The sequence below is a fragment of the Pseudonocardia petroleophila genome (assembly GCF_014235185.1).
Classification (GTDB): Bacteria; Actinomycetota; Actinomycetes; order Mycobacteriales; family Pseudonocardiaceae; genus Pseudonocardia; species Pseudonocardia petroleophila.
In genome coordinates this window covers 2,837,983-2,849,421 of the sequence record NZ_CP060131.1, presented here as the reverse complement: position 1 = coordinate 2,849,421, position 11,439 = coordinate 2,837,983, and the positions used below count along the sequence as shown (strand labels likewise).

Below are 11,439 nucleotides of genomic sequence, written 5' to 3'. Positions count from 1 at the left end.
GAGGATAGTCGCCCGTCCGGGGACCTACGCGGCGACGGGGATCCTCCGGCGGCGGGCCGGGGCGAGGTGCGCCACGCCGGTGACCGAGCCCACGGCCGCGGCCGCCGCCGCGGCGAGCGTCCGGCGGTCGGCGCCGGCCGGGTCGAGATCGGGCAGGACCGTCAGCTCACAGGTCAGTCCGGGTGTGCGCAGGGTGCGGCGCAGGGAGTCCCACAGGGTCTGGTCCCCGACGAACGCGCCCGCGGTACCGGGGCCGCCGTCGGCGCGCCGCAGGACGAGCGCCACGGGCCGGACGGGCGCGCCGGCGTCGATCGCGGCCTGGAACGCGGCCCGGCGGAACGTCCCGCCCGCGGCCCCGCACCACGTCGTGCCCTCCGGGAAGACGCCGACGACGGCCCCGGCGCGCAGGGCGTCGGCGGTGCCGGAGACGGTGCGGGGCAGGTCGCGCAGCCCCGCGCGGTCGACGAACAGCGCCCCCGTCCGGGCGGCGAGCGGCCCGATCACCGGCCAGTCCCGCACCTCGCACTTGGCCTGCAACCGCACCGGGGCCGTCGCGAAGAGGGCGAGGACGTCGATCCAGGACAGGTGGTTGGCGACGACGAGCACCCCGCCCCCGCGGGTCGCCGTCGCGCCGCCCGCGGGTCGGCGCCCGTCCGCACCGGTGACGACCAGGCGCACCCCCGCCGCGCGCAGGGCACCGGTCGCGCAGGTCCGCAACCAGGCCTGTCGGGCCCGGCCGCGCAGCACCGCCACACCCGTCACCGCCGCGCCGAGGACCGCCACCAGCGCCCCCAACCGCGCCGCGAATCGCAGCACCCCGACGGACCCCTCGGCCGGCGGCAGGCAGGACGGGGTGCACACCGGGGCCGGGACCCAGGCCGCCGGCGCGGCGCCGTCGTGCACCGCGCCACCCGCGGGCCCCGCGACCCGCGGGCCCGGGAACCGCGACCCGCGGACGGGGAGGGCACGGCTCGCGGGGGTCATGCGTCGGCGCCCAGGAAGAAGCGGGCGTAGCGGGGGTCCATGTGGTCGAGCCCGAGCAGGACCGGGAAGTCGGCGCAGTCGAAGTCGGGGTCGTGGGCGGGTTCCCCGCAGACCCAGGCGCCCAGGCGCAGGTAGCCGCGCAGCAGGGGCGGCAGCGGGGCGCGCCCGGCGGGGACGTCCGCGACCCACGGCCGGTGCGGCGTCACGCGGTGGTGCGCCGGCGCCCGGTGCGAGGTCCGCACCCGCTCCGCGACCGACGCGGCGAGCGCGCCCCCGTCGCCCAGCGGCACGCTCGCGCAGCCGACCAGCCAGCGGTGGCCGGTGAGCAGCATGTAGCGCGCGATCCCGGCCCACACCAGGTTGATGACGGCGCCGTCGCGGTGGTCGGGGTGCACGCACGACCGCCCGGTCTCGACGAGCGAGGGACGCAGCGGGTCGAGGGCGTCGATCGCGAACTCGCCCTCGGCGTAGAGCCCGCCCGCGGCCGCGGCGCGCGGCGGCGGCAGCATCCGGTAGGTCCCGACGATCTCGCCGGTCGCGTCCTCGCGGACCACGAGGTGGTCGCAGAAGGCGTCGAACCGGTCGACGTCGAGACCCGGTTCGGGGCTGTGCAGCACGGCCCCGAGCTCGCCGGCGAACACCCGGTGCCGCAGCCGCTGCGCGGCCCTGACCTCGGCGTCGTCGGTGGTGAGCAGCAGCGAGTAGCGGGAGGCGGCGGCCGGCGGGGTCGCGGCGAGTACCTGCGATGCGGTCACACCGGTGTTCGTAGCCCCCGGAGGTGGCCCGGGACCCTCCCCCTCATTGCAGGAAGGCCACCTTCACGTGAAGGTGGCCTTCCGGTCGTGCGACGAGCGTCAGGACTTGCGCTTGGCGATCTCGTCCTTGAGCTGCGGGGCGACGGTGAACAGGTCGCCCACGACCCCGAAGTCGGCGATCTCGAAGATCGGCGCCTCGGTGTCCTTGTTGACCGCGATGATCGTCTTCGACGTCTGCATCCCGGCCCGGTGCTGGATCGCACCGGAGATGCCCAGCGCGATGTAGAGCTGCGGCGAGACCGTCTTGCCGGTCTGCCCCACCTGGAACTGGTGCGGGTAGTAGCCCGAGTCGACCGCGGCGCGCGAGGCGCCCACGGCGGCACCGAGGGTGTCGGCCAGACCCTCGACGACACCGAAGTCGTCGGCCGAGCCCACACCGCGACCACCGGAGACGACCACCGAGGCCTCGGTGAGCTCCGGACGGTCACCGCCCACGATCGGCTCCCGGCTGGTGACCGACGCGTTGCGCCCGTCGACCGACACCGTGACGGTCTCCTCGGCCCCCGCACCCGCGGCGGCCTCGATCTCGACCGAGCCCGGGCGCAGCGTGATCACCGGGTGCTCGGTGTTGGCCTTGGCCTCCGCGACGTACGCGCCGCCGAACACCGAGTGCGTGACGCCCGCCCCACCGTCACTGGCGCCGGAGATCCCGACGACGTCGTTGAGCCACGCGGAGTTCGTGCGCACCGACAGGCGCCCGGCGATCTCCTTGCCGTCGGCGGAGACGCCGATCAGCACCGCGGCCGGGGACGCCGACTCGATCAGCGACGCCAGCACCGACACCTCGGGCGTCAGGAACGCCGCGTCGTCGGTCTCGGCCACGTAGATCTTCTCCGCGCCGTGCTCGGTGAGCCCGTCGGCCAGCTTCGCCGCCGTGCCCGCCGGGCCGACGACGACCGCGGACGGCTCGCCCAGGGTCCGCGCGGCGGTCAGCAGCTCGAACGTCGACTTCTTGATCTCACCTTCGAGGTGGTCGACGAGGACCAGAACCTCAGCCATGTTCTCTTCTCCCTCTCTCAGATGAGCTTCTGCGACACGAGGAACGCGGCGATCTTCGAGCCGCCGTCGCCCTCGTCCTCGATCTTCTCGCCCGCGCTCTTCGGCGGCTTCGGCGAGGCCGAGGTCACCGTGGTGAGCGCGTTGGCCAGGCCCACCTCGGAGGCGTCGATGCCGGCGTCGGCCAGCGTGATCGTGGCGACCGGCTTCTTCTTCGCCGCCATGATCCCCTTGAACGACGGGTACCGCGGCTCGTTGATCTTCTCGCCGACCGAGACGACGGCGGGCAGCTCGGCGGAGAGGAACGTGACGCCCTCGTCGGTCTCGCGCTTCACGGTGATCGCGGAGCCGTCGACGGTGATCTCGCGGGCGTGGGTCAGCGCCGGGAAGCCCAGCACGTCGGCGACCATCGCGGGGATCGCGCCGCCGCGGCCGTCGGAGGCCTCGTTGCCGGCGATGACCAGGTCGACGCCGTCGACGGTGCCGATCGCCTTCGCGAGCGCCTTGGCGGTGGACACCGCGTCCGACCCGGCCAGCGCCTCGTCGGACAGGTGCACGGCCTTGTCCGCACCCATCGACAGCGCCTTGCGGATCGCGTCGGTGGCCCGGTCCGGGCCCATCGTCAGCACGGTGACCTCGGAGCCGTCGTTGGCCTCCTTGAGGACCAGCGCCGCCTCGACCGCGCGCTCGTTGATCTCGTCCAGGACCGCGTCGGTGGCGTCCCGGTCCAGGACCCCGTCCGACGGGTTCAGCTTGCGTTCGGAGTAGGTGTCGGGCACCTGCTTGACCAGCACGACGATGTTCATCGGACCTCTTCGACCTCCTGCCGGTGCGGCCGCTGCCGCTCGTGGGTCTCGCGGGGTCGTAGAGCCCCACGGATGAAACGACTCTGCCACCCGGTGCCGCCGTCGGGCACGGCGGGCGGCTCTGCCCGCCATTGTTACCGGGCGGTATCCCCGCGGCAAACGGGCGGCGAGGTGAGGCTGCTCACCGACCCGGCGGGAACCGCGCGTGACCGGGTCCGCACCGCGGGTTTCCGGACCGGACGAACCGGGCACCCCCTCACCGGATCGGGTGACGGTCCGGCTCGTCCCGGCCGGACCGCCCCGCACGGACACTGGAGCTACCCATGCCTCTCATGAACCGACTTCTCGGCGCCCTCCGCGGTGCGGCCAACCCCGGACACCGCGGCGGCGCCCGCCCGGCCGGTGGCGCCCCCGCCGCCGGCGGACGCAGCGGCGGCGGCCTGGCCGGCCTCGTCACCTCGCTGCTCGGCAACCGCGGACGCCGCCGCGGCCTGTAGACCACTCCTCCCCGACGGACGGCGCCCGGATGAGCGGGCGCCGTCCGTCGTCTCCGCCCGCGCTCGGCCCTCCCGGCCCGGCGCGGGAGCCGATAGGGTCCGCGCGTACCTCCCGGACGTCCCGGACAGGCCGGCGGGGACACCCGCCCACGGGGTGCGGGTGAGAGGGGTGCGGCCGTGGTGGTGACCGGCTACGACGACCGTCACGGCTGCGGGTACGTCCTCAGCACCGGGCCGGACGCCACCTCCGCCACACCGCACTCGCAGGCCGTCACGCACGACGGCGTGACCGTCCGCGCCACCCCCGAGCTCGCCGCCGCCCTGCGCGACGCGCTCGCGCACCGGCCCGTCGCGCTGCTGGGCTGGTCGGGCCCCGAGGTGCCCCTCACCTTCGACGACCGCGTCCTCCTCGCGTGGCTGCGGCACACCGTCGGCGGCGTGCTGACGGTCGCGGGCGGCCCGGAGCGCTGAGCCCGGACACGGGACCCAGGTCCCTTCCGCCGCCCGCCCGATCTCCCTAGCGTCCCCGGTCGAGTGACCACGACCGGGTGACCCCGGTGCGACGCCGCGGAGACGACGATGACCAGGCACGAGCCGACCGGCGCCGAGCGCCGGGGCCCGCAGGTCTCCGCTGCGCGCGGGGTGACCGCCCGCTGACCCCCGGTTCCCGGTCCGGAGGGGGACCGGGAACCGGGTACGTTCGCCGGGGCCCGGCGACCGACCGGGGCGCCGCGGGAGGGTCGTTGTCCGACGTCGAGACGCTGCCGCTGACCGGCGAGCGCACCGTCCCCGGCATCGCCGAGGAGAACTACTGGTTCCGCCGGCACGAGGTCGTCTACGAGGCCCTGCGCGAGCGGTGCCGCGACGCCGTCGTGCTGGAGGCGGGCTGCGGCGAGGGGTACGGCGCCGACCTGCTGGCCGGGGTCGCGCGCCGGGTCGTCGGGCTCGACTACGACGCCCCGACCGCCGCGCACGTCGCCCGCCGCTACCCCCGCGTCGACGTGGCGCGCACCAACCTCGTCGCCCTGCCGGTCCGCGACGGGGCCGTCGACGCGGTGGTGTCGCTGCAGGTCGTCGAGCACCTCTGGGAGCAGGAGCGGTTCCTGCGCGAGTGCCTGCGCGTGCTGCGCCCGGGCGGTGCCCTGCTGCTGTCCACCCCCAACCGGATCACCTTCTCCCCCGGCCGCGACACCCCGCTCAACCCGTTCCACACGCGCGAGCTGTCCGGTGGGGAGCTGGCCGGGCTGGTGCGCGACGCCGGGTTCGCCGACGTCGAGGTGCTCGGGCTGCACCACGGGCCCCGCCTGCGCGAGCTCGACGCCCGGCACGGCGGGTCGATCGTCGACGCGCAGGTGGCGGTGGTGGTCGACGGCGCACCGTGGCCCGACGACCTGCGCGCGGACGTCGCCTCGGTCACCTGCGCCGACTTCGAGCTGCGGACCGACGACGTCGACGCCGGCCTCGACCTGCTCGCGATCGCGGTCCGCCCCTGAGTGCGGCCTCCCGTAGCGTGCGGGGGTGGCGGAACCCGTCGGCACCTTCTGCCTCGTCCTGCACAGCCACCTCCCCTGGCTGGCCCACCACGGTCGCTGGCCGGTCGGCGAGGAGTGGCTCTACCAGTCCTGGGCGCACTCCTACCTCCCCGTCCTCGACGTCGTGGAGCGCCTGGCCGCCGAGGGCCGCCGCGACCTGCTGACGCTCGGCGTCACCCCCGTCCTCGCCGCCCAGCTCGACGACCCGCACTCGCTGCGCGGCGTCCACGACTGGCTCGGCGGCTGGCTGCTGCGCGCCCACGAGGCCGCCGCCCGGCTGCCGGAGCTGGGGGCGCACGAGCACCGCGCCGCGACCGCCGCGCTGGAGCTGTTCGGGCGGCGCTGGCGGCACGGGGCGTCGCCGCTGCTGCGCGGGCTGTCCGACGCCGGCGCACTGGAGCTGCTCGGCGGGCCCGCGACGCACCCGTTCGCACCGCTGCTGGAACCGCCGGTGCGGGAGTTCGCGCTGGCCACGGGCCTGGCCGACGCGCAGCTGCGCCTGGGGACCCGCCCGTCCGGGATCTGGGCGCCGGAGTGCGGGTACGCGCCGGGGATGGAGCACGGGTACGCCGACGCGGGCGTGGCGCGGTTCCTCGTCGACGGTCCGGCGGTGCGCGGCGACACCGCGTTCGCCCGCCCCGTCGGGGGGTCGGGGGTGCTCGCGTTCGCCCGCGACCTCGACGTCACCTACCGCGTGTGGTCGCCCCGCAAGGGCTACCCGGGCGGGCGCGACTACCGCGACTTCCACACCTACGACCACCCGTCGGGCCTCAAGCCGGCGCGCGTCACCGGCCACGCCGTCGAGCCGGGCGACAAGGCGCCCTACGACCCGCGGCGGGCGGCCGCCGCGGTGGCGCGCGACGCCGCCGACTTCGTCGCCGTGGTCCGCGAGCGGCTGACGGGCCTGCGCGCGGAGCACGGCCGGCCCGCCCTGACCGTCGCCGCGTTCGACACCGAGCTGTTCGGCCACTGGTGGCACGAGGGCCCGGCGTGGCTGGAGGCGGTGCTGCGCGCGCTGCCCGACGCCGGGGTGCGCGTCACGACGCTGCGCGGGGCCGTCGACGCCGGCCTGGTCGGTGCTCCGGTGGACCTGCCGCCGTCGTCGTGGGGGTCGGGGAAGGACTGGCGGGTGTGGGCGGGCGTCGAGGACCTCGTCGCGCTCAACGCGGCGGTGCAGAAGACGCTGCTGTCGGTGCCGCCGGCCGGTCCCGGCCGCGACCCGCTGCGCGACGCGCTGGCCCAGGAGGCGCTGCTGGCGCTGTCGAGCGACTGGGCGTTCATGGTCACCAAGGACTCCGCGGCCGGGTACGCGCGCGACCGCGCCCACGGCCACGCCCACCGCGTCGACGAGCTGGCGGCCCTGCTGCACGGCGGCCGCCGCGGGGCCGCAGCGCGCCTGGTCGGCCGGTGGCCCGCGCAGCCGTTCGGCCACCTCGACGCGCGCGACCTCGACCGCTGAGCCGCGCGGCGGCGGGGCCCGCGCCCCTCGTGCGTCAGCGGACCCGCGCGATCATGATGTCCAGCGGGTGCGGGACGCGCCCGTCCACGACGATGCCGCCCAGGTAGTCGAGCACCGCACCGCGGACGGCCGGGGTCATCGACGCGGTGCGGGCCCCGACCAGGAAGTCGAACACCGCCTCGCCCCGTCCGCACGGGTCGGCGAGGACGTCGGTGACGTCGAGGTGGGCGACCAGGGTCTCGGTGCGGACGTCCAGCGCGCGGAGGTCGAGCTCGTCGAGGACGTCGGCGGCGAACCACGGCCGGTGCTCGCCCCAGGGGCAGAGCAGCTCGGTGAGCACGCAGAGCGGGGCGAGCGGGGCGGTCGCGGCGACGAGCAGGCCGCCGGGCCGCAGCATCGTCAGCGCGTGGTCGAGGGCCGCGCCCAGGTCGTCGACGTAGTAGAGGGAGTGGACGAAGTGCACGAGGTCGGCGGGGGTGCCCGCGTCGTGGTCGGCGAAGTCCCCCACCACGACCGCCGGCGTGAGCGCGACGGCGGGCAGCGCCACCAGCCGTCCGACGAACCCCATCGCCGACGGCCCGTGCGGCTCCACCCCCGTGTAGTGGACCCGGCGCTCGCCCGTGGCGAGCGCGGCGGCGAGCCGGGCGTCGACGCTGCCGTCGCCCACCCCGACCCCGACGACCCGCACCGGGTCGTGCCCGTCGAGCAGCGGCGGCAGGACCGTGGAGATCCACTCCTGCAGCCGGGGACGCTGGTCGCTCGCCGCCTCGTAGGCGGCGTGGGTGAGCGCGTACCGCTCGCCGGTCAGCGCCGGCAGGGGTCTCGCCCCGCGGAGCTCGTCGCGCAGACGGTCCAGCGGGAGGGTCGAGCCCAGGGTGGTCACACCTCAACGTAGGGGCCCGGACCGGTCGCGGCGCGGCGAACGGCGTGGTTGGGTTCGTCGGTGACCACTCCCGACACGGCCCGACGCAGTCTCGACCACTGGAGCGAGGCGGGCCGCACGGAGATGGAGGCCTTCTACGCGCTCGCCACGGAGGACTACCGGCAGCTCGCCGACGCCCGCGACTGGGCCGCCGACCTGCGCGACCACACCCTCGACGGCCGCATCCGCCTGCTCGACGTCGCGTGCGGCAGCGGGAAGTTCCCGGCCGCGCTGCTGAAGAAGGGCCTGCCGTCGCACCCGCCCGTCGCCGTCGACCTGCTCGATCCCTCCGGCTTCAGCATCGCCGAGGCCCGCGCCGTGCTGCGCACCCCGTTCGCCGCGGCCGGTGAGCACGAGCTGTTCCTGCAGGACTTCCGGGCGCGCGGCGCCTACGACGTCGCCTGGGCCACCCACGCGCTCTACGCACTGCCGCCCGACCAGCTCGACGCGGGCGTGGCGCGGATGGTGGCGGCGCTGCGGCCCGGCGGGTTCGGCGTCATCGCCCAGGCCTGCGCGCGGTCGCACTACCTCGCGTTCTACGAGGCCTACCGGGCCCAGTTCGCACCGGAGGTCACGCCCTACACCGACGCGGAGGGCGTCGACGCGGCCCTGCGCGCGGCGGGGGTCGCGCCGCAGACCGTCCCGATCCACTACACGACGGGGTCGGCCGACCGGGGCGTCGTCGAGGGGTTCCTGCAGCGCTGCGCGTTCGACTCCACCGTCTCGCTGGACGCGATGGAGTCCGACGGCCCGCTGGGCATCTACCTGGCCGGGTGCCGCGACGCCGACGGCGCCTACACCTTCACCCACGAGACCCACCTGATGACCTGGGAGAGCCGGTGAACCCGTACCTGTCCGCCACCACCGCGGCGGGTGCCGCATCGGACGTCGCGGTGGAGTGGGACCGCGGCAACGACCAGTGGTGGGACTGGTACATGTCGCTGGCCGACGGCCCCGCGCCGTCCGGGCCGCTGAGCGACCCCGCGCCGCACGACCCCGGCCCCCTCCCCTCCGACGACGCGCTGGCCGCCGAGCTGGCCGAGCCCTACCCGCTCAGCGACGCCCAGGTCGCGGCGTACCGCGCCGACTCGTTCGTCAAGCTGCCGGGGGTGCTCTCGCCGGGCGGGCTGGAGCGGCTGCGGGTGCGGCTGCGGGAGATGCTCGACGCGGCCGTCGACCCGGCCGTCGGGTTCCAGAGCCTGGAGATGATGTGGCTCGACGACCCGCTGCTGCGCGCCGCGGTGCTCTCGCCGCGGATCGGCGGGATCGCGGCCGGGCTGCTCGGCGTCGGGCACGTCCGGCTCTACCACGACAACGCGCTGTCGAAGGAGCCCGGAGCGGGGCGGACCCCGTGGCACTTCGACGCCCACCACTTCCCACTCGCCTCCGCCGACGTCCTCACGGCGTGGATCCCGCTGCAGCCCACCCCGCGCGAGATGGGGCCGCTGGCGTTCGCGCGCGGCGCCGACACGTGGCGGCTGGTGGAGGACGTCGCGTTCGACAAGCACGGCACGTCCTACGACCGTGGGGTGTCCGAGGCGTTCCGGGCGGGCGAGGTCGACGTCGAGGACGGGCCGTTCGCGGCGGGCGAGATGAGCTTCCACTCCGCCCACTGCTTCCACACCGCGGGCGCCAACCGCACGACCGCTCCCCGCATGGTGCTCGCCACCACCTACTTCGCCGACGGCGTGCGCGTGGTCGACGCCCCGACGATGGTGAGCGGGGACTGGCGCAAGTTCATCCCCGGCGCGGAGCCGGGGGCCGTGGTCGCGAGCGGACTCAACCCCCTGATCTGACGCCCCCCACCCCGCGAGTGTGCCGTCGCCCCCGGCGAGTCTGCCGCTTCCCCTCGGCGAGTCTGCCGCCCACACCCGGCGAGTTTGCCGCCCACACCCGGCGAATTGGCCGACCCCGTCCGGCGAGTCGGCTGGCTCGAACACGGGAACGGGGGCGTCCCATCGCTGCGGCCACCCGGTGGCCGACCGGCCGGCCTCCGCCGCCCGCCCCGGCCCGACCTGCACGGCCGGACAACTCACCGGGCGCCAGCGGCAAACTCGCCGAGGGCGGTGGGCAAACTCGCCGAGGGCGGTGGGCAAACTCGCCGAGGGCGGTGGGCAAACTCGCCGGGGTGGGGTGTGTCGGGGCGTTGCTTACCGGCTAGTAGGTTCTGTCGATGCGGGTGCTGATGGTGTCCTGGGAGTACCCCCCGGTCGTGGTCGGCGGCCTGGGCCGGCACGTGCACGCGCTGGCCACCGAGCTGGCCGCGGCGGGGCACGAGGTCGTCGTGCTGTCCCGCCACCCCACCGGCAGCGACGCCGGGACCCACCCCACCGGCCTCGACACCGACGGCGCCGTGCGCGTGCTGCGCGTCGCCGAGGACCCCGCGCACCTGGAGTTCGCCCGCGACATGGTGGCGTGGACGCTCGCGATGGGCCACGCGATGGTCCGCGCCGCCCTCACCCGCCTCGGCGACTGGCGCCCGGACGTCGTGCACGCCCACGACTGGCTCGTCGCCCACCCCGCGATCGCGCTCGCCGACGTGCTGGGCACCCCGCTCGTCGCCACGATCCACGCCACCGAGGCGGGCCGGTTCAACGGCTGGCTGTCCTCGGCGACGAGCCGCCAGGTGCACTCCACGGAGTGGTGGCTGGCGAACCGCGCCGACACCGTCGTCACCTGCTCGGCGGCGATGCGGGCCGAGGTGGCCGAGCTGTTCGACCTCGACCCCGCCCCGATCGCGGTGCTGCACAACGGGATCGAGCCCCGCGGCTGGCGGGTCCCGCGCCGCCGGGTCGCCGCGGCCCGCGAGCGCCACTCCCCCGACGGCGCCCCGCTGCTGCTCTACTTCGGCCGCCTGGAGTACGAGAAGGGCGTCCACGACCTGATCGCGGCACTGCCCCGGATCAGGCGGGCCCACCCGGGCACGCGGCTGCTGGTCGCCGGCACCGGCACCGCGACGGAGCTGCTCGACGACGCCGTGCGCACCCACCGCGTGCGGCGCAGCGTCGGGTTCCTCGGGCACCTGCCCGACGCCGACCTGGCCGCGCTGCTCGCGGGCGTCGACGCGGTCGTGCTCCCTAGCCGCTACGAGCCGTTCGGCATCGTCGCGCTGGAGGCGGCCGCGGCCGGGGCGCCGCTGGTGGCGTCGAGCGCGGGCGGGCTGGGCGACATCGTCGTCGACGGCGTCAGTGGGGTCTCGTTCCCGCCCGGCGACGTCCCGGCGCTGGCGCGGGCGGTCGGACGGGTCCTCGCCGATCCGGCGGCGGCACGGCGGCGGGCCCGGACCGCGCGGGCGCGGCTGGGCGTCGAGTTCGACTGGGCGCACATCGCCGCGGCGACCGCGCAGGTCTACGACCGCACGACGGCGGGCGGCCCCAGGGAACTGGCCCGCCCGAAGATCCCCACCGGGAACGTGTTCGGCAGGTGAG

General features: G+C 76.0%; 12 protein-coding genes. 7 read left to right on the top strand and 5 right to left on the bottom strand.

The genetic code is table 11. The features are described 5' to 3' along the window. Nucleotides 1-24: 24 nt before the first annotated feature. The 4 genes from H6H00_RS14360 to H6H00_RS14345 all read right to left on the bottom strand — a co-directional run bounded on the left by H6H00_RS14360 (nt 25) and on the right by H6H00_RS14345 (nt 3,601). Entirely contained in the window at nt 25-984 is a 960-nt protein-coding gene (locus H6H00_RS14360; RefSeq protein WP_185721746.1) for a lysophospholipid acyltransferase family protein, read from the bottom strand. Further along, the gene (locus H6H00_RS14355) at nt 981-1,739 is read right to left on the bottom strand and encodes a GNAT family N-acetyltransferase (RefSeq protein WP_185721745.1); all 759 of its coding nucleotides are present in this window, start codon (nt 1,737-1,739) and stop codon (nt 981-983) included. Before H6H00_RS14355 ends, H6H00_RS14360 begins: the two co-directional genes overlap by 4 nt. 99 nt (nt 1,740-1,838) lie before the next feature. Beyond that, nucleotides 1,839-2,798 carry an electron transfer flavoprotein subunit alpha/FixB family protein gene (locus H6H00_RS14350; protein WP_185721744.1) on the bottom strand — a complete coding sequence of 320 codons (960 nt, stop codon included), beginning with the start codon at nt 2,796-2,798 and terminating at the stop codon, nt 1,839-1,841. A gap of 17 nt (nt 2,799-2,815) precedes the next feature. Then, nucleotides 2,816-3,601, bottom strand: a complete 786-nt coding sequence (locus H6H00_RS14345; protein ID WP_185721743.1) for an electron transfer flavoprotein subunit beta/FixA family protein — start codon at nt 3,599-3,601, stop codon at nt 2,816-2,818. 332 nt (nt 3,602-3,933) lie between these two features. Between H6H00_RS14345 and H6H00_RS14340 the strand changes: the two genes are divergently transcribed. The 4 genes from H6H00_RS14340 (at nt 3,934) to H6H00_RS14325 (ending at nt 7,089) form a co-directional block, all read left to right on the top strand. Then, on the top strand, nt 3,934-4,098 hold the full coding sequence (locus tag H6H00_RS14340) for a hypothetical protein (protein ID WP_185721742.1): 165 nt from the start codon (nt 3,934-3,936) through the stop codon (nt 4,096-4,098). A 177-nt stretch (nt 4,099-4,275) separates the two neighbouring features. Further along, on the top strand, nt 4,276-4,569 hold the full coding sequence (locus H6H00_RS14335) for a hypothetical protein (protein ID WP_185721741.1): 294 nt from the start codon (nt 4,276-4,278) through the stop codon (nt 4,567-4,569). A 272-nt stretch (nt 4,570-4,841) separates the two neighbouring features. Then, nucleotides 4,842-5,591: a class I SAM-dependent methyltransferase gene (locus tag H6H00_RS14330; RefSeq protein ID WP_185721740.1), complete on the top strand. Its 750-nt coding sequence runs from the start codon at nt 4,842-4,844 to the stop codon at nt 5,589-5,591. 25 nt (nt 5,592-5,616) lie between these two features. Further along, nucleotides 5,617-7,089, top strand: a complete 1,473-nt coding sequence (locus H6H00_RS14325; RefSeq protein WP_185721739.1) for a 1,4-alpha-glucan branching protein domain-containing protein — start codon at nt 5,617-5,619, stop codon at nt 7,087-7,089. Between the two features lie 34 nt (nt 7,090-7,123). Here H6H00_RS14325 and H6H00_RS14320 read toward each other — a convergent pair whose 3' ends face one another. Then, nucleotides 7,124-7,972, bottom strand: coding sequence for a methyltransferase domain-containing protein (locus H6H00_RS14320; RefSeq protein ID WP_185721738.1), 849 nt, complete (start codon nt 7,970-7,972; stop codon nt 7,124-7,126). A gap of 60 nt (nt 7,973-8,032) precedes the next feature. Between H6H00_RS14320 and H6H00_RS14315 the strand changes: the two genes are divergently transcribed. The 3 genes from H6H00_RS14315 (at nt 8,033) to H6H00_RS14305 (ending at nt 11,438) form a co-directional block, all read left to right on the top strand. Then, the gene (locus tag H6H00_RS14315; RefSeq protein ID WP_185721737.1) at nt 8,033-8,854 is read left to right on the top strand and encodes a class I SAM-dependent methyltransferase; all 822 of its coding nucleotides are present in this window, start codon (nt 8,033-8,035) and stop codon (nt 8,852-8,854) included. Further along, nucleotides 8,851-9,807, top strand: coding sequence for a phytanoyl-CoA dioxygenase family protein (locus H6H00_RS14310; RefSeq protein ID WP_185721736.1), 957 nt, complete (start codon nt 8,851-8,853; stop codon nt 9,805-9,807). The genes H6H00_RS14315 and H6H00_RS14310 overlap by 4 nt, the downstream gene beginning before the upstream one ends. Before the next feature lie 377 nt (nt 9,808-10,184). After that, nucleotides 10,185-11,438, top strand: coding sequence for a glycosyltransferase family 4 protein (locus tag H6H00_RS14305; RefSeq protein WP_185721735.1), 1,254 nt, complete (start codon nt 10,185-10,187; stop codon nt 11,436-11,438). Nucleotide 11,439 lies beyond the last annotated feature (1 nt).